17 protein-coding genes and 1 riboswitch are annotated in these 22,359 nt (G+C 45.1%); of the genes, 8 read left to right on the forward strand and 9 right to left on the reverse strand.

Going from position 1 to position 22,359, the window contains the following annotated elements; all coding sequences use genetic code 11:
- Positions 1 to 117 precede the first annotated feature (117 nt).
- Positions 118 to 1,149 carry an AraC family transcriptional regulator gene (locus tag BCT11_RS12415; protein ID WP_102388451.1) on the forward strand — a complete coding sequence of 344 codons (1,032 nt, stop codon included), beginning with the start codon at positions 118 to 120 and terminating at the stop codon, positions 1,147 to 1,149.
- A 69-nt stretch (positions 1,150 to 1,218) separates the two neighbouring features.
- On the opposite strand, the gene mukB is transcribed toward BCT11_RS12415, so the two are convergent.
- Genes mukB through cmoM form a run of 4 tightly spaced genes read right to left on the reverse strand, consistent with a single transcriptional unit; the run spans position 1,219 to position 8,522 of the window.
- Positions 1,219 to 5,682: a chromosome partition protein MukB gene (mukB, locus tag BCT11_RS12420; protein ID WP_102388457.1), complete on the reverse strand. Its 4,464-nt coding sequence runs from the start codon at positions 5,680 to 5,682 to the stop codon at positions 1,219 to 1,221.
- Positions 5,683 to 5,684: 2 nt separating this feature from the next.
- The gene (gene mukE / locus BCT11_RS12425; protein ID WP_198593943.1) at positions 5,685 to 6,410 is read right to left on the reverse strand and encodes a chromosome partition protein MukE; all 726 of its coding nucleotides are present in this window, start codon (positions 6,408 to 6,410) and stop codon (positions 5,685 to 5,687) included.
- Positions 6,391 to 7,728, reverse strand: coding sequence for a chromosome partition protein MukF (gene mukF, locus BCT11_RS12430; RefSeq protein ID WP_038866773.1), 1,338 nt, complete (start codon positions 7,726 to 7,728; stop codon positions 6,391 to 6,393). The genes mukE and mukF overlap by 20 nt, the downstream gene beginning before the upstream one ends.
- 2 nt (positions 7,729 to 7,730) lie before the next feature.
- Complete coding sequence (gene cmoM, locus BCT11_RS12435) at positions 7,731 to 8,522, reverse strand: tRNA uridine 5-oxyacetic acid(34) methyltransferase CmoM (RefSeq protein WP_038867153.1); 792 nt, start codon at positions 8,520 to 8,522, stop codon at positions 7,731 to 7,733.
- 114 nt (positions 8,523 to 8,636) lie between these two features.
- Here cmoM and elyC point away from each other — a divergent pair, with 114 nt between their 5' ends.
- A complete protein-coding gene (elyC, locus tag BCT11_RS12440; RefSeq protein ID WP_102388453.1) occupies positions 8,637 to 9,443 on the forward strand; it encodes an envelope biogenesis factor ElyC in 807 nt (268 codons plus the stop codon).
- A 93-nt stretch (positions 9,444 to 9,536) separates the two neighbouring features.
- Here elyC and torR read toward each other — a convergent pair whose 3' ends face one another.
- Complete coding sequence (gene torR / locus BCT11_RS12445; protein ID WP_038866769.1) at positions 9,537 to 10,250, reverse strand: two-component system response regulator TorR; 714 nt, start codon at positions 10,248 to 10,250, stop codon at positions 9,537 to 9,539.
- A gap of 233 nt (positions 10,251 to 10,483) precedes the next feature.
- Here torR and torD point away from each other — a divergent pair, with 233 nt between their 5' ends.
- The 5 genes from torD (at position 10,484) to BCT11_RS12470 (ending at position 14,780) form a co-directional block, all read left to right on the forward strand.
- Complete coding sequence (gene torD, locus BCT11_RS12450; protein ID WP_039976227.1) at positions 10,484 to 11,131, forward strand: molecular chaperone TorD; 648 nt, start codon at positions 10,484 to 10,486, stop codon at positions 11,129 to 11,131.
- 442 nt (positions 11,132 to 11,573) lie between these two features.
- Entirely contained in the window at positions 11,574 to 12,578 is a 1,005-nt protein-coding gene (gene purR / locus BCT11_RS12455; protein WP_038866766.1) for an HTH-type transcriptional repressor PurR, read from the forward strand.
- 279 nt (positions 12,579 to 12,857) lie between these two features.
- A riboswitch (cyclic di-GMP riboswitch) is annotated at positions 12,858 to 12,947 on the forward strand.
- 116 nt (positions 12,948 to 13,063) lie between these two features.
- A complete protein-coding gene (locus BCT11_RS12460; RefSeq protein ID WP_038866763.1) occupies positions 13,064 to 13,654 on the forward strand; it encodes a TfoX/Sxy family DNA transformation protein in 591 nt (196 codons plus the stop codon).
- Positions 13,655 to 13,773: 119 nt separating this feature from the next.
- Complete coding sequence (locus BCT11_RS12465) at positions 13,774 to 14,463, forward strand: TVP38/TMEM64 family protein (RefSeq protein ID WP_038866761.1); 690 nt, start codon at positions 13,774 to 13,776, stop codon at positions 14,461 to 14,463.
- A complete protein-coding gene (locus BCT11_RS12470; protein ID WP_038866760.1) occupies positions 14,463 to 14,780 on the forward strand; it encodes a DUF2007 domain-containing protein in 318 nt (105 codons plus the stop codon). The genes BCT11_RS12465 and BCT11_RS12470 overlap by 1 nt, the downstream gene beginning before the upstream one ends.
- Positions 14,781 to 14,817: 37 nt before the next feature.
- Here BCT11_RS12470 and BCT11_RS12475 read toward each other — a convergent pair whose 3' ends face one another.
- The 4 genes from BCT11_RS12475 to topA all read right to left on the reverse strand — a co-directional run bounded on the left by BCT11_RS12475 (position 14,818) and on the right by topA (position 21,573).
- Positions 14,818 to 15,621 (reverse strand): alpha/beta hydrolase, encoded by an 804-nt coding sequence (locus BCT11_RS12475; protein WP_038866759.1) that lies wholly within the window; start codon positions 15,619 to 15,621, stop codon positions 14,818 to 14,820.
- A gap of 122 nt (positions 15,622 to 15,743) precedes the next feature.
- Entirely contained in the window at positions 15,744 to 17,201 is a 1,458-nt protein-coding gene (glgA, locus tag BCT11_RS12480; protein ID WP_039976230.1) for a glycogen synthase GlgA, read from the reverse strand.
- Positions 17,191 to 18,408, reverse strand: coding sequence for a glucose-1-phosphate adenylyltransferase (glgC, locus tag BCT11_RS12485; RefSeq protein ID WP_038866756.1), 1,218 nt, complete (start codon positions 18,406 to 18,408; stop codon positions 17,191 to 17,193). Before glgC ends, glgA begins: the two co-directional genes overlap by 11 nt.
- A 534-nt stretch (positions 18,409 to 18,942) precedes the next feature.
- Complete coding sequence (gene topA, locus BCT11_RS12490; protein WP_038866755.1) at positions 18,943 to 21,573, reverse strand: type I DNA topoisomerase; 2,631 nt, start codon at positions 21,571 to 21,573, stop codon at positions 18,943 to 18,945.
- 480 nt (positions 21,574 to 22,053) lie between these two features.
- Between topA and BCT11_RS12495 the strand changes: the two genes are divergently transcribed.
- Positions 22,054 to 22,302: a YciN family protein gene (locus BCT11_RS12495; protein WP_038866754.1), complete on the forward strand. Its 249-nt coding sequence runs from the start codon at positions 22,054 to 22,056 to the stop codon at positions 22,300 to 22,302.
- The last annotated feature ends 57 nt before the right edge of the window (positions 22,303 to 22,359 follow it).

The raw sequence follows: 22,359 nt of genomic DNA on the forward strand, positions 1-22,359 counted from the left end.
TGCAGCACAGGTTACAAAGAGACAAAAAACGGTGATATTCGGACAGCTTTGAGACAAGGATGACTGAATACCATCCCAATACACGCTAGGATATATCTGAATGTAGAGGGGAAACGCATGGAATACACCGCAGTTTATGAGCCAGATACCGAATCCTGTGGTGTTTTGGACTTGCAGCTACTCACACGCTACCTTGAGCCCAGTATAAAGGTAGAAACGTTACTTGAAGGCAGTGGTATTACTGCGCTCGAACTTTATGCGCCGGACACGCATATTACCCTTGCTCAGAAACTGACCATTTTTAGTAACGCAATTGCTCATTCAGGAGAACCGGGGCTTGGCCTAAAAGTAGGACAACAAGCTCGATTTAGTGACTTTGGCGTACTTGGGTATGCCGTTTTCAGCAGTAGCACCCTACTCGATGCTTTGATGATGGGCTTTAAGTATCTTCGGCTGGCAGGACCCGTTTTAAAGAAAAAAATGTGGGTGGAAGATAATTCGGGCTACTTTCGTGCAGAGCAACTTATCGATCTACAATCACTACTGCCATTTTGTTGTGAATATTGGTTCGCGGCCATTCAAAGCTTGTGTGAGGAGGTAATGCAGAAGCCTTTCCCTTCGAAGGTGATCCGCTTCCCCTATCCTGAACCAGAACACAGCGAACTTTACGAACAAGTGTTCCATTGCGAAATTGAATTCAATAGTGATCGTTTAGAATGGCAGTTTGATGCCACCAGCTTATATGAGCCGCTACCTGCAGCAAATACAATGACGCTACAAATGTGCTTGAAGTCTTGCGATGAAATGTTGGCAAAAGTGAGTGGCAGTGCCAGTTTAAAAGAGAAGATCACACAAATGTTCGTCGAAAGGCCGGGGAGCTATCCGTCGATAGAGCAACTGTCCAGTGAATTAGGCATGTCTTCAAGAACGCTACGACGCCACCTTAAATCGGAAGAGACCAGCTATCAGCAAATTCTCGACCATGTTCGCTTCCACTTAGCGCGTCACTATCTCGCATCGACACAAATGAGCGTTGAAGAGATCTCCGAACGTATTGGCTTTTCAGACAGCGCAAACTTCCGCTGCGCCTTTCGTAAATGGAGCGGGGACTCACCAAGACAATATCGACAACAAGCGCCTCAGCTGTAAGCTTGTTGTTCATCAGAACAAAAACAAAAACGCCCGCATTCATTGCGGGCGTTTTATTAGATTCGGAGTTTAGGATTCAAACTCTTCAATCATCTCTTGCGCTTCGGTCTTAGATTTGTCTGTTTGACCAAAGCCACGTAAACCAACCACGTGTACGTGTTCGTGATCTTTAAACACCTTACGCACCAGTTTGTAGGTCGTCCCTTTCTCTGGGCTGATGTTTTCTGGCGCTGCGATAAGAAGCTGCATATCCAGACGGTCACACAATTCAAACAACGTCGCGATCGATTTTGTATCCAGACGCGCTGCTTCATCCAAGAAGAGCAAACGACAAGGTACAATGTCTTTGCTGCGCAAACGGCGTGATTCTTCTTCCCAGCTTTGAACAACCATCAGTAGGATTGACTGACCAGTACCGATCGCCTCACCTGTTGATAGCGCGCCAGATTCCGCTTGCAACCAGCCATCTGTACCACGGTTCACTTCTACACTTAGCTCTAGGTAGTTACGGTAATCCAATAACTCTTCACCCAAAACCTGAGGAGAACGTTGACCCATATCGATGTGCGGGTTCACGCGTTGGAACAGTTTCGCCATTGCTTCAGAGAAGGTAAAGCGAGTCGATTCAAACAGATCTTTATGCTGCTCTTGTTGTGTCGCTAGACCATTCAGTAGTACTTCGTGACTTTCGCGGATCTTCACGTTTAGACGTACGCCTTTTACCTGACCGAACGAGATGTTCGACAAACCTTGGTTTAGCATACGGATACGGTTTTGCTCACGCTGAATCGTCTTCTTGATGATGCTTGCTACTGACTCAGAGCTGATCGCTAGGCGGTTTTCACGTTGCGTTAGCTCTTCCGTTAGACGTGCCAACTCTACTTCCATCTCTTCGATCGCTTCGACTGGATCATCAGTACGGATGATATCTTGACGAATACGCTCACGAAGATGTTGGTAAACCGCGATGTAGAACAGAACCTTACGCTCTGGACGTGCATTGTCTTCTGATAGGCGCAGCGCATCACGAAGATCATCGTTGTTCGCAACCGCTAGACGTAGCGCACCCAATGATTTATCCGACATTGAACGCAGTTCATCCGCTGACATGTAAGCCAGTTCACGTTTGTGTAGACGACGCTCAACATCGTTCTCACGCGCTAGGCGAAGTACTGAGCACCAGCCTGCTTTCGCGGCAACCACGAACGTACGCAGCTCAACGTATTCTTTCTGAACTTTCTTCAGACGTTTCGCCAAACCCTTCATTTCTAGCTCAGTAGAAGTAATGGTACGTTCGTATTCACTCTTACGGCCACGAGACGTATGCAGACGCTCATGCAGCTCCTCACGACGACGCATTGCACGTTCTTCTGAACCTTCGTCTGCGTTAACACCAAACTCTTGCAACTCTTGTTTGAACTCTTGAACCGTTTCAAGCTTCGCTTGGTGTGAACTCTTCAGAGACGCTAGCACTTGGTTGTATTGGTTCATTTGACCTTGCGATTGCTTCAACTCTTCACGAGAGCGTGTGCGCATCTGCTCCGCTTGAACCAATTTCGCTTTTAGCTGCTCACTCAATTCGCTGCTCTTGTTCAGTAAGTCTACTGAGTCTGAGTAAGCGAAGTAGTGACGACGTTCAACGAGATCTGAGAGTGCAAAGATTTGCTTCTTAAGATCTTGCAGCTGTTGGTCTGCCGCTTTGTATTCCGCTTCTAGCGCATCGAATTGCTCTGGGTCAGCATCTAGGGCAACTGCGACTTTTTCCAGTTCCGCCACCGCTTTCGCGTGGTTATTTAGGAAAGCTTTTGCTTCTGAAAGCTGGGCGATTTTCTCTTCCAACTCATCAAAGCGTGCTTGCAGCGACTCGTCTTCAATCAACGCCATGTTTGGTGCTAGCTTGTCTAGAGAAGACAACGCTTGCTTGCTGGTTTGAAGCTGAGAACGTTGTTGTTGCTCTTTCGCATCCAGATCAGCCAGTACGCGAGCGATTTGGTTACGCTTGTCGCGAATGGTTGCCAGCGTTTGCTCTGGGTCAGCTTCGAATGCTACTTGAATGTGACTTGCCACGAACTGGTTGAACGCTTGGAACAGACGCTGCATTTTTTGCGAATCGAATGCTGCTTTCGCGTGCTTCTCAACCACTTCTTCACGTTCATTGCGTAGTAGCTCTAAACGTTGCTCACGTGCTGCACGGCCAAACAGAGGGATTTCAGGCAAGCGAGAGTAACGCATTTGACGGTCGTTCATGCGAACGCAAACCGCGCCTTCTAGCTCTTCTGCGTCGAATGAGCTGTCATCAAAGGCATCGATGTCACCTTCAATGATGTACAAGTCTTCTGGACAGTCGTCTAGCTCTACCAGTTTTTCTTCGATACCAGATAGATCAGAAACGACGATAGCGTGACGAGCCGGACCGTACATCGCACTGAAGTAAGGCGCGTCATCAATCGTGATGTCATCGTAGATCTCAGACAGCAATACACCGCCTAGTGTATCTGCCAAACCTTTCAGACGAGGGTCGTTTGAGCCACCAGGAGAAGCAAGACGCTCAATCTCAGTGTCAAGTTGGCTGCGACGCTCTGCCAGTTTGTCTTTCGCCAGAGAAAGGGTTTTCTCTTGCTCAAGCACCACTTGCATTTGGCTCATGACCGACTGGCTATCTTCTAGCTCAGCGCCACTTTGCTCACGCAGTTTTTCTAGTGCATCGTTCGCCGCAATCCACGTTGGTGCAATGGCTTCTAGCTTGTTGATTTCCGCTGCTGCATCTTGCTCTAGACGACGCTGTTCGCTGCGTTGTTCACGCACGTCTTCTTGCGTCATCTCTAGCGAGTCGATTTGCATCGCGTGACGCTCACGTTCTTGTTCAAACGTGATTTCGTCAGTCAGTTCAACATGGAACTGCTTTTGGTATTCGTTGACTAGCTCACGTGCTTGACGTTGCTGGTTAAGGCTACGCTCAAGGTCACGGTGCTGTGCACGCCATTGTTGTTCGTTTTGCGCAACTTGCTGAGATTCACGCGCTTTCGCAATTGCGGTTTTCGCATGTTCAGACGCGTCTTTACGCTCAACTTGACCAACGACGCTTTGTACCAGTTTAAGCGCGGTTTCGAACTGCTCTGCTGCTGCAGAAGACATGTCCAGTTTGTGCTTAACCGATAGCAAAGCGTTGGTGCTTTCTGATTCTTTGCTCTTAAGCTCAGCAACAAGCGCTTGCGCCGATTCTGCCGTTAGGCTGTCGTCACCAAGTAGTTGTTTCGCTTTTTCCAGCGCTTGAACCGCTTGTTGGTATTGAAGGGCACGAGTTTGCTGAACGTCGAGCGCTTGTTGGTAGTCCGCCAATTGCGTCTTAAGGCTATCCACCTCTTCTTCCGCAACAGTCGCTTGCTCTTCTACCATCATCACGCGTTCTTGCGCTTCTTCCACTACCATCATCTGTTCTTCAAGACGCTCACTCAGCTCTTCAAGATCTTCTTGGTAGCGTTCGATCTTCTCTTGCTGACGCAGTGCGTTTTGCACCAATTGCAAGTGATCAGAAGCAGCTTGGTAATCCTGCTCTAGCGCAGATTCCGACTCGATCAACAGTTCTAGCTCTTCTTGAACACGGTTAAGCAGGTTGTTTTGCTCAACGAGAGTTTCACGAGAACCGAACAGCTCTGAACGCAATGACAGCGTTTTATCCAGCTTATTGCGACGATCGTTCGCGTGACGCATGTAGTCAGCGGCCACGTAGTTAGTCGACTCTGTGATCAAATGCTTGAACAAGTCTCGGTCTGCTTGCGTGGTTTTGATCGCTTCTAGTGTCATGCGGTTTTCACGCAGTGCTGATTCCATATCTTGGAACGCTTTCTTCACGCCGCCGTTTTGTGGCAGAAGGTAGTCACGAAGCGAGCGCGTGATTGCACTTGAGATACCACCGTAAAGCGATGCTTCGATCAGGCGGTAGAATTTAGAGCGGTCACCAGAGTTACGCAGTTTCTTCGGAATCACACCGAATTCAAACATTTGCGCGTGGTAATCCACAATAGAAGAGAACGCTTTGAATTGAACGCCCTCAAACTCGGCGATCGATTCTTTTACTTCGTTGATTTGACGAACACGAGCTTGAGTCGCAGATACGCTTTCAACCAAGATATCCGTTGGTTTCACATGGCTTGGAAGACCTTGGATAACAAACGGTTTGATGTCTACTTTTTTATCACGACCCGCAACTTGCTGCAGTTTTACTGCAAACAATAGACGTTGGTTACGTGAGTTCACCACGTCCAGCGCCGCGTAACACGCGCCCGGTTGTAGCTTACCGTACAAACCTTTGTCGCGAGACGACTGGCTGCTGCCTGCTTCTGTCGTGTTACGGAAGTGCAGTAGCGTTTGGTCAGGAATCAGTGCGGTGATGAATGCAGCCATAGTGGTTGATTTACCTGCACCATTACCACCTGATAGCGTGGTGACCAGACCATCGATGTCAAACGTACGGGCAAAGAAGCCGTTCCAGTTGACCATGGTCAGCGATTGGTATTTACCGCGTTCAATCATGCTCATGCTTCACCCTCTTCTTTAATTTCTTCTTGGGCTTGGTCGTCTTGTTCTTCTTCAGACAATAGGCTGCCTTGACTTGGTTCTTTAGTGTGCACTACTGCTTCACCATCACGGATCAGACGCAACTGTGCTTCACGCATATCATCGCCAACACGTACATCAGCACCAAAACGGAATACCGCTTCGCTGATGCTGAATTTACCCGTTTCACCGATGTTGATGATCATTCCTAGGCGGCGCAGACGACGAAGTGACGTACGTACTTTTTCAAACAGCTTTTCTTTATCAAGGTCAGAACCGGTTGCACGGTTCGTCACTAGCTTCATCAGCTTGTTTTCATCTGCTAGTGCAAGCAGTTCGTCGTATAACTCTTGGTTAGTGAAGATGCCTTCGTGCGCAAGACGCTCCGGGCTTAGGTAAAGGAAACACAGTACCTTACCCACCAGCATATCCAGCTCAGAAAGAACACTACGACCAATCAAAGAAGTAGAACGTGGGCGAAGGTAGAAGAAACCTTCTGGCGCTTTCACCAATTCGGTGTTGTAACGCTGGTAAAAAGAAGAAAGCTCAAGTTCAAAATCCGACAACAACGCGTGGTTGTCTAGATCTTCACTTGAAACATGGCGCCCTGCTCGAAGCATGCTGTCTAGCGCTGGGAACAGAGGGTTAGAAATTGCTTTTGCCAGATTATCTGACATGTATTCATTAGTATCGGTCGATGACATTCGCTTGTACCTTTGCCCCAAATTCGTTGATTGCTTTCCAGTCTGGCTGAATGGCTTGATAGTCGGATTCTGAATAACCCAGACGAACCGCCTGATCAACGACAATGCGAGCTAAATCAAAGTGATGAGTGTATGGGTGCTGTGCAAGGTAATCTCGCAGAACCACGCTCAAGTCGATTGGTGTGCCTTGATCTTTATGCGCTTTCAGCATGTCACCAATTCGCTCTGCCAACTCATCATTGACTTGTTGAAACTCTTCGTATTCCACTTCCATCGGAACTTGGCCAGTGACTTCGTCATCACGCAGTACCAAAGCTTCGTCACGAAGGTCAGAAAGCCTTTCCGCATCTGCATAAGTCAGATACCAAGGCATATCGAAGTAATCTTTCATGGATTGACGCAAACGCGAGCTAAATGCACGGTTCTTATCCATATCGATAGCGGTACGGATGAACTTGTGCACGTGTCGGTCATAACCAATCCAAAGGTCGATCGCTTGCTGGCCCCAGCTGGTAATTCGGTCTAGCTTCATTTGCAGACCAAACAACGCTTCATCGATGAATTCAAGTTCAGGGTCACCGTAGACGATCTCTTGGATATCTAGGATCTGAGTTTGCAGTTCATCACTGGCAGCTTGCAGCGTATCTTGAAGTTCACGCAACGTGCTGGAGGTTTCTGACAGTAGCGCTTCACAGTTGTTGATCGCTTCACGCCAGTCTTTGTTAAGCAGGTCTGCAATCTGTTGTTTCACAGACTGTTGCTGCTCATCCATCACACGTTGGTTAAGGTCGATTTGATCGAAGATTTCGCCTACAGAATATTTCAAAATCCCGTAAACGTTTTTCTTCCAGTGGCCCGGCGTACCACCTTTTTGTGCTGCTTCAATCGCTTTTGCCATTTCATCCGCTACCATCGATAGCTGAATAGAAAGACGCAGTTTCGAGAACTCGCGATGACGCACATAGTAGTCGGTGATTCCTATCGCTAATGGCGACAAGCGGTAAATACTCGCTCCGTCAGTAATCTCACTGACAAAACGGCTCATAAGACGCTGCTTAACCATCTCGTTGATGGCATTATTCGCGCGGAAAGCCGAAGCTTCACCCGTCTCATCAAATAGTCGAGTGACGATGGCAAATGCGTCGTGCAATTCACCTTCACCCAATTCTTCATCGAACCTTTCATTACTTAGTACGGCGATGGCAATCAAAAACGCCAGTCGCTCAGTGGTCAGGTTCAACGAGAAATCGTGCTGCTTAACCCAGCCAACCAACTCATCGATTGGTTGCTCTGCAGCATTGAGAGTCATCTCACTCATCGTTATTCCTGTTTATCGTTCTTCTTAGCCCACACGTGGATATAGCGGCCTAATGAGAGGTATGGCTCTTGTCGACAAAGTTGTTTTTCTAGCGCCAACACATCTTCAAACTCGTAATCGCCCATGTATTCCATATTACCTATGTAATCACTAAAGGAACGAATACCAGATTTACCACAAATACTAAAACCAGAATCTTCTATCCATTGATAGACCTCTTCGGGTTTTAGGCCTTTTTGTGGCTGTAGTTTAAATCTTTTCCGATGAGGCATGCCGTCTAAAATATGAGGAATGTTGCCACAAACCACATTTTTATAGACTAAGCCGTGGTGGTTATAGAACATAACCGATGCAATGCCCCCCGGCTTGACCTGCTCCAATACCGTTTCGAGTGCCGTTTTTGGATCAACGAGCCACTCCATCACAGCATGGAACATGACAAGATCCACCTGCGCGTCCATATGCTCGCCAATGGATTGGACAGGTGAATGAATCAGGCGATACTGCTCAAGCAAACCGTTTTTTTCAATATCCTGTTTCGCTAGTTGCAGCATTTCCGAAGATAGATCACATAAAGCGACGTGATGTCCGAGCTTAGCAAGCTTTTGCGACAATTGTGCTAAGCCACCTCCGGCATCAAGTACTTGGAGGGCTTGATGGTCGGCGTCTAATTCACTTAGAATCTGTAGAAAATCTTCCCACACAATGATTTGGCGGATCTCCCCTTTATCGGAGCCGTAAATATTTTTTGCAAATTTGTGGGCGATATCGTCGAAATTGCGGTCTTCTGTCACTTCTGCTGAGTTATCATAACGGATTGTGCCGCTATTCTGGCACAAGGAAAGCAGGAATAAAGAGGGTTATCCTCATTTTTATTATCAATTGATGTTTTTTCGGACTATTTATGTATGTTTGAGCTGAAAAAAGTAATGTCAGCCTTGCTGATGCCATTACCAGCATTGCTACTGATAGGCTTGTTAGGTCTTGCTCTCATCAGTTTTACCACTAAACGTAAAACTGGCTGCTTTGTTGTTCTTTTCTCTTTTGTTGGCATCTTCCTTGTTGCCTTCCAACCCGTTTCAACCAAGCTTCTTATGCCTCTAGAACGCGAGTACAAAGCGTTTTTGCCGGTTTCTGGCACTGTGGACTACGTTATGGTTCTTGGTAATGGACACGTGGTAGATGATGAAATACCACCAACGTCTCAACTGAGCCGTACCGCTTTAATGCGTTTAACTGAGGGTATTCGTATTTTGCGTATGTACCCAGGTGCGAAGTTAATCCTTTCCGGTTACGCAGGTGGCTCTGAAATCAGCCATGCTCGTATGATGGCAAACGTAGCGCTTTCCGTAGGTGTCGCAAAATCCGATATTATTTTATTAGAGGATGCCAAAGATACTTGGGAAGAAGCACGCCAAGCTGCCGCATTTGTTAAGCAGAAAGACATTGTTTTAGTGACTTCAGCCAGTCACATGAAGCGTGCTCTTTATGAATTCAACGCAGCGGGCATTAAGCCAATCCCTGCCCCAACGAACTTCATGGCGATTGATGATATCGAACAACCTTGGCAAAAGTACGCGCCAAAAGCTCGCTACTTAGAGCAAACTGAGCTGTATTGGCATGAATACCTTGGCGGGTTATGGCAAAAGCTGCGTGATAACGTAGGTCAAACACCGATGGTTGAAGTTGAAGATCCTGAAGTGGCGCAGCCATAGAAGGCTTACCAATCGCAGATGAAGTCCATCATCGCTAAATTGCAGACACAAAAAAGGAGAGCCTATGCTCTCCTTTTTCTTTGTCGCTATGAATTAGTCACCCGCGAACATGTAGCCTTCACCATGAACCGTCACAAAGATTTGTGGGTTCTTCGGATCAAACTCCATCTTAGCGCGCATGCGTCGAATCAATACATCAATAGTACGATCGTTTGGCGCATCCACTCGGTGGCTGATCATATTCAAAATACGTTCGCGGCTTAATACCTGATTCGGGTACGATGAGAGTGCGACCAAAAGCTCATATTCAGCTTTGGTTAGTTTCACGGGCTCACCATTACGGCTAAGAGCACGACGTTGAATATCAAACGTCCACTCACCGAAACGTACAATGTGTTCTTCATTAGTGTCGTTCGCGATTTTTTGTGAACCATTGCGAGCTGCAGAAATGCGCCACAACAGGTTCTTAACGCGAACCAATAATTCCCTTAATTCAAAAGGCTTTGTCACATAATCGTCTGCACCCATTTCTAGGCCAACGATTTTGTCAATGCTATCCGTGCGTCCTGTCACTAATATGATGCCGATATCTGATTGGCTGCGTAATTCACGCGTAAGCATAAGACCGTCTTCACCGGGCAGGTTAATATCCAGCATGATAAGGTCCACATCACCACCTTGAAGCACTTCGCGCATTTCTGCACCGCTTTCTGCTTCACTGACTTTGTAGCCTTCATTTTGGAAGTAGCCCGCAAGCTTACTACGAGTTACAACATCATCTTCTACGACTAATACGTGATAGCTCATTTACACCACTTTCTGTCTTTTTTATTTTCCAAGACGTATTCTATTCATAACTAGTAACATTTCTAGTCATAGATACATTAAAAAGCAAGATTTTGCGATTTTATTGATTCAAAGCAAGCTTATTTACAGCCATTCATAAACCGGCACATTTTCCCATAATGGATAACAATTATAGTTACTGCTATTCATCTTAATTGTTTACACTTAGGGGATAACCATTCAGGAGCAAAAAAATGCAAGAAGTGAAAGCTTTTAACGAGAAACGCGCAGAAATCTATTGGTGGTTTTCTAGCCTGTTCGCAAAAGAACTGACAGAGAAAGAACTAGAAAGCTACCACAGTGTTGAAATTCGAAGCTTTTTGGCTGGCCTTGGTGAAAATGAGTCATTAAAACCAGCTGTGGATACCCTTGTTGATGCACTTAACCGCCTACAGGATCGTGAAGACGCGCAACTTGAATTGGCTGCAGACTTTTGCGAGCTTTTCCTGAAAACAGAAAAGCACGGTGCACTGCCTTACGCATCTATGTACATCGGTGAATCTGGTCTTTTAAATGACAAGCCAGCAGAAGAGATGGAAAAACTGATGGCCGATTTTGGTGTTCAGGTTGATGAGAACCTGAAAGAGCCAGCGGATCACTTAGCGGTTGAACTAGACTTCTTAGGTAACATGATCATTCGTTCTAACGAATTAGAACAAGACAAACACATGGAAGAAGCGTTCGAGAAACAGAACGACTTAATCCAAAAGCATCTTATGTCTTGGTTGCCACAGTTTGCTGCGAAATGTAAGCAATTCGACGAATTTGGTTTCTATGTAAGCGTTGCGCAACTATTAATTGCATTTTGTAAACTGGACAGCACCTACCTTCTTGGTGAATAATTGCCGCCAATTTCAGGGAGCTCGCAAGCGGGCTCCCTATTTTATTCGTTAATTTTTAATCTAGCACATAGAAGCCCTTTCCATTTAGCAGTTAAAATGTGACCTCAATAGCGCAAAACACCTGCTGAAAATATTGCTAGTGTGCCCACATCAGTCTAAAATGTGAGCGCAAACGATTAAATACGACTTATATGTAAACCGCTGAAATATGGCGGTTTTTGTGTTTTATTAACAAGATTGCTGACCAATTCCTCACTTATATAAGTAAGGAACATGAGATTCAGCAACAAATGTTGCTACAAACCTTTTTATACCGATTTCGGAACAACCGCTGCCTAATTAATTGAACCTTAAACTTCAGATATGGTTCAATTCGCGCAACATACTAAGCGTAAGGTTGTATTCACTACGGTATTCAGTAGCTCGATACAGGACATCATTTATGGCCACTATAAAAGACGTTGCTCGCTTAGCCGGCGTTTCTACCACAACAGTTTCGCACGTAATCAACAAAACGCGTTTTGTTGCTGAAGCAACCCAAGAAAAAGTAATGAAAGCGGTTGATGAACTAAATTACGCGCCAAGTGCAGTTGCACGTAGCTTGAAGTGTAACTCAACTCGCACTATCGGTATGTTGGTAACGCAATCGACTAACCTTTTCTTCTCAGAAGTTATCGACGGCGTTGAGAGCTATTGTTACCGTCAAGGTTACACGCTGATCCTATGTAATACTGGCGGTATCTACGAAAAGCAACGTGACTACATTCGCATGCTAGCGGAGAAACGTGTAGATGGTATTTTAGTGATGTGTTCTGACTTAACGGAAGAGCTAAAAGAGATGCTTGACCGTCATTCAGATATCCCGAAAGTGGTGATGGACTGGGGTCCAGAGAGTTCGCAAGCTGACAAGATCATTGATAACTCTGAAGAAGGTGGCTACATCGCAACAAAATATCTGATCGACAATGGTCACACTGATATTGCTTGTTTGAGCGGTCACTTCGAAAAAGCCGCGTGCCAAGAACGCATTGCAGGTTACCGCCGCGCAATGGCAGAAGCAAACTTAGCAGTAAATGAAGATTGGGTACTTGAAGGTAACTTTGAGTGTGATACTGCCGTACTTGCTGCTGACAACATCACAGCAATGGACAAACGCCCGACTGCCGTTTTCTGTTTTAACGATACCATGGCGCTTGGTTTGATGAGTCGCTTGCAGCAAAACGGCATCAAAGTACCAGAAGATATCTCTGTCATTGGTTACGACAACATCGAGCTAGCAGAGTACTTCTCGCCACCGCTAACGACTATCCACCAGCCAAAACGTCGTGTTGGTAAGAATGCCTTTGAAATTTTGCTAGAACGCATCAAAGACAAAGAACATGAAAAACGCATTTTCGAAATGCAGCCAGAAATTGTTGTTCGCAACACAGTTAAGAAACTGAACTAAGCGGCACCGAAGTTTTATAAAGCGCTCGTAAGGGCGCTTTTTTATTGCCTAAAAATAACATTCCAAAAACATTTCAGAATATAAATACCTCCCCTAATTTAGATAAGTTGCTGTTTTAATTGGGCGTAGTCCATTTCCTACGTCAACCTTTTGTATGACAAGGGACCGTTCCCAAATATGAAACCAAACACATCAAAAAATCACTATTAACTGAACCAAGATCACACTTTCATGCTTGAAACGTGATGTTAATTCAATATACGAAGTATTCTCAAAGTGTCACGCACAGGGCAAACCATTCGAAAGGGTGGGACGCAAAGCCTCCGGCCTGAACCATCTTATTAGATGGAAGGTAGCGGGGTTACCGATGGCAAATATGCATTAAGTGAGTTTACCCTTTAATGACATTGTGTCTGCATGCATTTGCTAATCTCTCGGACCTGATTTTTGGTGGCGTAATATTAATTACACCGAGATAACACATCATGGATAAACCGATACTCAAAGACTCAATGAAGCTGTTTGAGGCACTTGGTACTATCAAGTCGCGCTCAATGTTTGGTGGCTTCGGGCTTTTCGCCGATGAAACGATGTTCGCACTAGTTGTAAACAATCAACTTCATATTCGAGCAGACCAACAAACTTCATCTGACTTCGAGACTCAAGGACTAAAACCGTACGTCTACAAGAAACGTGGTTTCCCAGTGGTCACGAAATACTATGCTATTTCTGATGATCTATGGGATTCAACGGATCGCTTGATTGATGTTGCAAAGCAATCTCTTGAGACTGCTAAGCAAGAAAAAAAACAGCAAGCGAGCACCAAGCCTAATCGATTGAAAGACCTTCCAAATCTACGCCTAGCAACTGAACGTATGTTGAAGAAAGCAGGCATCGACTCTGTCGAGCAATTAGAAGAAGAAGGTGCCTTAAGCGCATACAAAGCAATCCAAGATACGCATGCCTCTACGGTAAGCCTTGAGTTGTTGTGGGCGTTAGAAGGTGCAATCAACGGCACCCATTGGAGCGTCGTCCCTCAGTCTCGCCGAGAAGAACTGATGAGCGCATTGTCTTAACGCGCACTATCAGCATGACATTGAGTAAAAACCGCAGTTTTCATACTGCGGTTTTTTTTTGAAATTTTTTCTTCTCTTATTCTGTCTTATTATTTAAGAAGCCAAATGGAGTAATTACGATGAATAAGAAACTGATTTTAGGACTGATCCTGCTCGCAACCATCCTCTTTTTAGGAGTGAATTTTGGCCAATATCTCACCTTAGAAAATGCCAAAGCACAACAAGCAGCACTAAATACGTTCATTGACCAAAACTTTGTGTTTGCGGCGGCGACCTACTTCTTGGCTTACATCGCAATCACCGCTTTCTCTATTCCAGGAGCCGCCGTTGTTACCCTGCTCGGCGCCGCCCTATTTGGTTTTTGGACCAGTTTATTATTGGTGTCTTTTGCTAGCACCATCGGCGCAACAATTGCTTTCTTAAGCAGCCGCTACTTATTACGTGAATGGGTACAAAGTAAATTTGGTAATAAGTTAAATGCCATTAACCAAGGTGTAGAAAAAGACGGAGCGTTTTATTTGTTTTCACTGCGTTTGATCCCAGTATTCCCATTTTTCTTGATTAACCTCTTAATGGGGTTAACACCGATGTCTATCAGCCGCTTCTATTTAACAAGCCAAATCGGCATGCTGCCAGGTACTGCCGTTTACTTAAATGCGGGCACTCAACTAGCCACTATCGACAGTCTTTCAGGAATTGTGTCACCAACCGTATTAGCATCATTTGCTCTGCTTGGTTTGTTCCCTATTATCGCTAAATGGGTTATGAATAAGGTCCGCCCTGCTCAAGTTCAAAATGGAAATGCCTAATGAAAATCTTCATCGCTAAAAACCCTGCGGAAGCTCATATCGTTTGTGAGCTCCTCAAAACCGAACAGATTCACTGTGAAGTAAGAGGCGAAGGTATGTTTGGGTTGAAGGGAGAGTTGCCCTTCAGCGATGATACAGACCCGTATGTTTGGCTTTTACATCCGGAACAGCAGTTGAAGGCGTCTGCGATTGTCGAAGACTATCGACAACAAACAGAGCTTACTTACCAAGACTGGCAATGCCCGCAATGTGCAGAGAAGAATGAGGGACAGTTTGGTGCTTGTTGGCAATGTGGATATCAAATAGGGGAGCTATGATGGCTCCCCTATCTTTTTAGATCGGTTCTCAAATCTATTAAGCCGCTAGACTTTGCTGCTTAATAAACTCAATAGAGTGTTGATTGAAATCTTCTGGACGTTCTACGTTGCACACGTGGCCACAATTTGGAATTTCACGTAATGAGCTTAGCTTATGCACTGCAACCATTTCTTTTACTGGCTTAATGAACATGTAGTCTCTATCCCCCATTAGGTACAGCGTCGGAATAGGCAACTCTTTATCTTTAAAATACTTCATTAACGGATTTACATCCGCCGCCAGTGTGAACCAACGCTTAAACTCTTTTTGGCATAACTTCTTTGCTTCACGAATAAACAAGTGACGAGATTCGCGTTGATTTTTTTGTGGCATAACGATGTAAGCAAAGAGCTTATACAGCCACATGTAAGGGAGGATGTGCTTTCCAAGATTACCGAGTTTAACTAAGATCTGAGAGCGAGTGTTTAAGCGCGTTACCGCCCCACCAAGCACCATAGAACTCACACGCTCTGTTGCCATTTCGGCAAGGTTACGCACAATAATTGTACCCAAAGACATACCAACAAAGTGTGCGGATTGGATCTTCAAATGATCCAGAACCTTTAAAATGTCCTGTGTCACCTCAGTAAAGGTATAACGACTTGTCATCAGTTCTTTGATCAACTGGTTTGACTTGCCGTGTCCACGGAGATCGATTAAGACCAAATTAAAGTGCTCTTTATAGGCCTTTAATTGTTTAAACCATATTGAAGAACTGCCACCAGCACCATGCACGAAAACGACCCACTCATTGCTGGTAGGGTGTAAATAGGTTTTATGGAATAGAAGTGGCTGAGTCATTTATCAGTTTGAAAAGCATTCTGTATGAAAAAGTGTGGGTAAATCCTACCACACTCCATAAGAGCAAAGTAATAAAGGCACCGAATTCGGTGCCTTTCGTTACACTTTTTAAAGATTTTGCGTCAATTTAACGCAGCCCTATACAGTTGCAAATACTCTTCTGCAGCTTTTCGCCAACAAAAGTCTTTTTGCATAGCATGAAGTTGTACACGTCTCACTTCTGTCACATTTTGTGCGTAAAGAAGAAGTGCTCTCAACATTGTCAGTAATAGACCTTGCGGTGTTGGCTCATAGAAAACGAAGCCCGTTGCATCAGCTGGATCCACATCGTAGTCATTCACGCTGTCTTTCAAGCCACCTACCCCACGAACGATTGGCAAAGTGCCATAGGCCATGCTGTAGATTTGGTTCAAACCACACGGCTCGAATTCAGAAGGCATTAAGAAGAAATCCGAGCCTGCCTCAACCAAATGTGCTAGCTCGTTATCGTAAGCCTCTACAAAAACAAACTTACTCGCAAATTGTGCGGCTACGTCTCTTAACTGTGCAGCAAGAACAGGATCACCAGTGCCAACAACGACGAGTTGAACATTATGCTTAAGGAAATCAGCTAATGCAGGCAGCAGGTAATGCACACCTTTCTGTTGCGTTAGACGACACACCATACCGAACATGGCGTTGTCTGATTCTTCAATCCCCAGCCTTTGCTGTAGCGCTTTTTTACATGCATTTTTGCCACGGACCATGCTTTGACGGTTCGCTTTGTAATTTAACGGAAGATTAGAATCGGTTTCAGGGTTCCATGTTCCGTAATCGCAACCATTTAAAATCCCAACAAGATCACCTGCGCGTTGCTGGAATTCCCACGCCATACCATGGCTGCCAAGTTCTGTTTTAAGCTCTTCAGCGTAGGTGGGGCTTACCGCATTGATTTTATCCGCGTTCATCACCCCTGCTTTGAGCATCGTGATGTGCGTTGCGCTTACCGCGGCATCAGGAACATTTCGACTGTGAAATTCAGGTAAACACTGGACGTCATCGTAGCTAAATACCCCTTTAAAGACTGCGTTGTGAATGGAAATTACACTGCGAGTCTTGGCAAAAAATGCTTCATTACCATAACGATGTTTAAGCAAAAATGGGACTAAACCAGTATGCCAATCGTTGGCATGCACAATATCTGGTTGAAAACCAAGTTTTGGCAACATATCTAGACACGCTGCACTAAAAAACGCGAAGCGCTCACCGTTATCCGTGTAAGCTTGGTTATTTTCAGCGTACATTGACGGACGATTGAAATACGGAGGGCAATCAATCAAATAGACCGGATTATCACCAAGGTTTAGCTTCAACACTTTGTATGCCGTATACGGCCAGTGCGCTAACTCGGTATCTAATTCCAACTCGGCGTCCGCTAGTCGCTCGATAGCTGTGTAAGCTGGAATTGTAATTCGTACATCCTGCTGAAGGTTTTGAAGGGCTTCTGGCAGTGCCTTGGCTACATCAGCCAAGCCACCACTCTTTATCAGTCCTTCGACTTCAGACGCTACAAACAGTACAGACAAATTGTTAGTAGCCAACTCTTGCTCCTTTTGGAATCACAACAATGCCATCTTCTGACACGTGGTAGTGCTTTTTATCTTCTTGTAGATTTACACCAATTTGCGTACCAGGTGCAATGTCGGCATCCTTGTCTACAATCACGCGACGAAGTACACATCCTTCACCGACCTTAACATCACCAAGTAAAATACTTTGGCTGATGTCACACGCAGAAGCGATGTTGCTGCGGAAACCCAGTACCGATTTTTCAATTCTTGAGCCTCGCACGTAACTCCCGTTACATACTAAGCTGTCGATGATTTGAACTCGGCCATTAACTGAGTCGGTAAACGTTGCAGGCGGCAATGGTGGGTAGTAAGTGTGCAGTGGCCATTTGCGGTTGTAGAGAGAAAACGGGGCGTCTTTTTCCAACAAATCCATATGAGCTTGCCAGTACGCGTCAATAGTACCGACATCACGCCAGTAAACTTCTTCTTTTTCACCAGTAATACGGTTTGTGCTGAAGTCATAAACAAACACGTCGCCACGTGGGAACATCTTAGGAATGATGTCTTTACCAAAGTCGTGTGAAGACGCTTCATTATCCGCATCTTCAATCAGCTCAGAAAATAGTGCTTGGGCTTCAAATACGTAGTTGCCCATGGAAACGAGTGCATGTTCTGGATCGCCCGGGATTGATTTAGGTTGTGCTGGTTTCTCTTCAAAACCGACCATACGACCTTCGGCATCCACTTCAATAACACCAAATTGCGATGCTTCACACAAAGGCATACGTAATGCTGAAACGGTCAACGATGCCTCTTTTTCTTTGTGGAAGTTCAACATCTGTTTGATGTCCATTTTATAGATGTGATCAGAACCAAAAATACAAACTTGGTCAGGCTCAGCAAGCTCCATAAAACGTAGGTTTTGATAGATAGCATCCGCCGTACCTTCATACCAACGCTTACCCGTACGCATTTGTGCTGGGATTGGGTCGATGAATCGATCGGTAATACCGTTGATGTTCCAACCCTTCTTCATATGATGGAACAAAGATTGAGACTTAAATTGAGTGAGGACATAAATGCGCATCAGATCCGCATTCACGAAGTTGTTCAAAGCGAAATCAATAAGTCGGTAACTTCCGCCGAAAGGGACCGAAGGTTTACTGCGGGATTCCGTTAAAGGTCTCAGACGAGAGCCTTCACCGCCAGCAAGAATCATTCCCAAAACACCAGCCATTCGTTGTTCTCCATATATAGTTATAGCTTGGAATTAGTGTTCGTTTGAGGTGAGCAGGACTCGGGGAGTCAAGCGAACACGTTAGTACATCCATACCGATGGGCTTCTCTGAGCTCTCGCGGTATAAACAAAAAAAGCTATTGCACATCCTCTATGCAGGCACCTTATTTATTTTTTATTCTCAGCACCAAATAGCAGCATACAGTTGCATTATTTGTGTAATAAGTTATCGAACTGGAACTAAATTACAATTTTAAATACGCCATTCTGTGTGACATACAGATGTTACTTACTCAAGACGATATCTTGATCACACAACGGAACGCAAACGATTACATTGTGAAAACAATTTACAAACCGATTGACTACACAAGTGCAGTTTTGCGACAGGATACGATGAAACTATGACCGGAAGATGAAAATAAAAATGCAGGGAGTTGAAGTGAGTCGTATTGATATAACTTATAAAACAGTAGGAATTTACGAAAAAAATAAGGCAGCGAATTCGCTGCCTTATTTCATTTGAACCATTAATTATGCTTTGGCTTTTTTACGTTTGTCGGTGATTTCCCATTTACCGTCAATGTAAAGTGCAGTCCAGCCACTTGGTTTGCCATCGTCTTCCGTTCGCACATAGTTCTCTTTGCTCTTACGGCTAAATCGAACCACTGTCGGACGACCATCAGGGTCAGCAACTGGCGCAGTCGTTAGGTACTTGAACTTCTCAGGCAAACGCTCTTCAAAGCGTGCTAGTTCTGACACTAACGGTGCACGAGTCTCACGCGATTTAGGGAAGTTACTTGCTGCCATGAATAAGCCAGAAGCACCATCACGCAAAACAAAGTACGCATCCGAGTTTTCGCATGGCAGTTCAGGGAAATGAACTGGGTCTTCTTTCGGTGGCGCAACTTCGCCATTTTTCAGAATCTTACGAGTGTTCTTACACGTTTCACTCGTACAATCCATGTATTTACCGAAACGACCGTTCTTAAGCACCATGTCAGAGCCACACTTGTCACACTCGACAACTGGGCCATCGTAGCCTTTCACCTTAAACTCGCCGTGTTCAACGATGTAGCCTTCACAGTTCGGGTTATTACCACAAACATGCATCTTGCGCTTATCGTCGATTAGATACGCATCCATCGCTGTTTCACAGATAGGACAACGCTTTTTAGCACGCAGTGCCGCTGTTTCAACGTCCTCTTCAAGAACATTGATGATGCCGTCTTCATCACCCAAGTTGATCGTTGTCTTACAACGTTCTTTCGGTGGCAATGCATAACCAGAACAACCAAGGAATACACCCGTTGAAGCGGTACGAATACCCATTGGACGGCTACATGTCGGACACTCAATATCTGTCATCACAATGTGATTCAGCTTCATGCCACCTTCAGTTTCGTCTTGCTCTGCTTGTTCTAGGTCACCAGTAAAGTCAGTGAAAAAGTTATCAAGAACCGATTTCCACTTCACCTCACCTTCTGCGATTTGGTCAAGCTTTTGCTCCATACGTGCAGTGAAGTCGTAGTTCATTAGATCGTTGAAGCTATCATCTAGGCGGTCTGTAACGATCTCACCCATCTTCTCTGCGTAGAAGCGGCGTTGTTCAACTTTTACGTAACCACGATCTTGAATCGTAGAAATGATTGACGCGTAGGTTGAAGGTCGGCCAATGCCACGTTTCTCTAACTCTTTAACTAGAGCAGCTTCAGTAAAGCGCGCAGGTGGCTTTGTGAAGTGTTGTTTCGGGTCAAGAGACTCAAGGTTTAGCTTATCACCCAATTGGACCGCAGGAAGAATCGTGTCTTCATTTTTGCCCATTGGACGCTGAACACGAGTCCAACCATCGAACTTCAGAATGCGGCCTTTCGCTTTTAGCGTGTATTCCGCTGCTTTTACGCTGATGGTCGTCGAATCGTATTCTGCTGGTGTCATTTGACAGGCAACGAATTGGTTCCAGATCAACGAGTACAGTTTATGCGCATCTGCATCAACACCTTGTAGGTCTTCTGCTTTCACCGCAACATCGGAAGGACGAATCGCTTCGTGCGCTTCTTGTGCACCTTCTTTGCTGCCATAAGTTAATGGTTTAGCCGGAAGGTATTTGTCACCAAATTCTGAACCGATAAATCCACGAACCGCATCCACCGCCTCTGAACTCAGGTTTGTCGAGTCGGTACGCATATAAGTGATGTAACCCGCTTCATACAAACGCTGAGCGAGCATCATGGTTTTCTTCACACCGTAGCCAAGACGTGTACTTGCCGCTTGCTGTAATGTCGACGTAATGTATGGCGCAGACGGTTTGCTCTTCGTCGGGCGGTCTTCACGCTTACACACTTCGTAGCTTGCGTTTTCAAGTACAGACATTGCAGCTTTAGTTTCAGCCTCATTCACAGGCTTAAATGCAGTGCCTTCTTTTTGCGCCACGAGCAACTTAAATGCTGTCTTATCTTTGGTATGAGTGTTTGCGTGAATATCCCAGAACTCTTCTGGAATAAATGCGTTAATCTCGCGCTCACGTTCAACCAATAGCTTAACAGCCACTGACTGCACTCGGCCCGCAGACAAACCACGCGCCACTTTCTTCCATAGCAATGGAGAAACCATGAAACCTACTACGCGGTCCATGAAACGACGTGCTTGCTGCGCGTTCACGCCATCCATATTCAATTCACCAGGAGTCTGGAAAGCTTGTTGGATAGCATTCTTTGTAATCTCGTTAAAAACTACACGTTTGTATCGCTCTTCATCGCCACCGATGATCTCACGAAGGTGCCATGCGATAGCTTCCCCTTCGCGGTCCAAATCGGTTGCGAGATAGACGTGATCAGCATCTTTGGCTAGTTTTTGCAGTTCACTAACGACTTTTTCTTTACCCGGAAGGATTTGATAGTTCGCTTCCCAGTCATGATATGGGTTAATCCCCATTTTCTTGATCAGAGCTTTACGGTCTTTTTCTTTTTTGACACGCGCTTTTTCTTCCGGGCTCATTCCTTTCGTAGAAATTGCCGCGGCTTTTTTCTCACCAGTGCTTTGACCGGCCGTAGGCAGATCACGCACGTGACCAACACTAGACTTAACAATAAAGTCTTTACCAAGGTATTTGTTTATCGTCTTAGCCTTGGCTGGTGACTCCACTATAACGAGCGATTTACCCATAACTGACTCTAACGTCCTTCATAATAATGCGGGTGAAAACTCCAAAAAGAGCCTACCCGCATAATGTTCTATTTCATTGCTTCTTTTTTTACTATTGTGCGAGATGAAAAGAAGATCAACTGCTTTTTTGAAATTCAGATCCGATTGGTTGACAATTCATCGCCTTTATACTTTAACAAGGCAGGGTTCTGCAAAAGGTCTTGAGCGGCATATACTAAGCAGGCAAAGTTTCTGCCCGCTAGTCGAATTCAATAAATTTTGTCTCTCATCACAAAATATTTTTTCTTTCGCTATCAGAACGTAACCTTAGATCATGACAGCGAAATAAGCATCATTAGCATATGAGAATGCTTTGCGGTTTTTCTTCTATATTAATGTGTGCTTTGTAGCAAACACGTAATCACAAATTTACCTCTGCAAAGCCACGGCAATTGTAGGTATACTGCGGCCAATTAAGTTTCATTGAATGACGAGAACGCTATGTCTGATAGAAAACACATTGAAAAATTCGACCTCCTGTTGATCGCAAACCAAATCATCCAAGAGCACGAGGATTTTATCGAAGGAATGCGTGCCACAAGCGTAGAAGAAAAAGACGATGTTTTGGTGTTTAAAGGTGAGTATTTCCTAGACGATAAAGGCCTACCGACCCCCAAAACCACTGCGGTATTCAATATGTTTAAATACCTAGCGCATCATCTTTCAAAAGAGTTCACACTAAGTAAATAAGCTTTTGAAATTTCATCAAAAAAGCCAGAGTATCCACTGAACTGACCCCCAATAGTT

Source organism: Vibrio sp. 10N.222.52.B12, from assembly GCF_002875385.1.
Classification (GTDB): domain Bacteria; phylum Pseudomonadota; class Gammaproteobacteria; order Enterobacterales; family Vibrionaceae; genus Vibrio; species Vibrio jasicida.

Excerpts from the sequence above, each read along its gene's own strand:
- mukF (WP_038866773.1), bottom strand. The coding sequence starts at position 7,728 with ATGAGTGAGATGACTCTCAATGCTGCAGAGCAACCAATCGATGAGTTG.
- BCT11_RS12465 (WP_038866761.1), top strand. The coding sequence starts at position 13,774 with ATGAATAAGAAACTGATTTTAGGACTGATCCTGCTCGCAACCATCCTC.
- mukB (WP_102388457.1), bottom strand. The coding sequence starts at position 5,682 with ATGATTGAACGCGGTAAATACCAATCGCTGACCATGGTCAACTGGAAC.
- BCT11_RS12460 (WP_038866763.1), top strand. The coding sequence starts at position 13,064 with ATGGATAAACCGATACTCAAAGACTCAATGAAGCTGTTTGAGGCACTT.
- BCT11_RS12475 (WP_038866759.1), bottom strand. The coding sequence starts at position 15,621 with ATGACTCAGCCACTTCTATTCCATAAAACCTATTTACACCCTACCAGC.
- BCT11_RS12470 (WP_038866760.1), top strand. The coding sequence starts at position 14,463 with ATGAAAATCTTCATCGCTAAAAACCCTGCGGAAGCTCATATCGTTTGT.
- BCT11_RS12495 (WP_038866754.1), top strand. The coding sequence starts at position 22,054 with ATGTCTGATAGAAAACACATTGAAAAATTCGACCTCCTGTTGATCGCA.
- topA (WP_038866755.1), bottom strand. The coding sequence starts at position 21,573 with ATGGGTAAATCGCTCGTTATAGTGGAGTCACCAGCCAAGGCTAAGACG.
- BCT11_RS12415 (WP_102388451.1), top strand. The coding sequence starts at position 118 with ATGGAATACACCGCAGTTTATGAGCCAGATACCGAATCCTGTGGTGTT.
- torR (WP_038866769.1), bottom strand. The coding sequence starts at position 10,250 with ATGAGCTATCACGTATTAGTCGTAGAAGATGATGTTGTAACTCGTAGT.
- glgC (WP_038866756.1), bottom strand. The coding sequence starts at position 18,408 with ATGGCTGGTGTTTTGGGAATGATTCTTGCTGGCGGTGAAGGCTCTCGT.
- torD (WP_039976227.1), top strand. The coding sequence starts at position 10,484 with ATGCAAGAAGTGAAAGCTTTTAACGAGAAACGCGCAGAAATCTATTGG.
- purR (WP_038866766.1), top strand. The coding sequence starts at position 11,574 with ATGGCCACTATAAAAGACGTTGCTCGCTTAGCCGGCGTTTCTACCACA.
- mukE (WP_198593943.1), bottom strand. The coding sequence starts at position 6,410 with ATGTCATCGACCGATACTAATGAATACATGTCAGATAATCTGGCAAAA.
- elyC (WP_102388453.1), top strand. The coding sequence starts at position 8,637 with ATGTTTGAGCTGAAAAAAGTAATGTCAGCCTTGCTGATGCCATTACCA.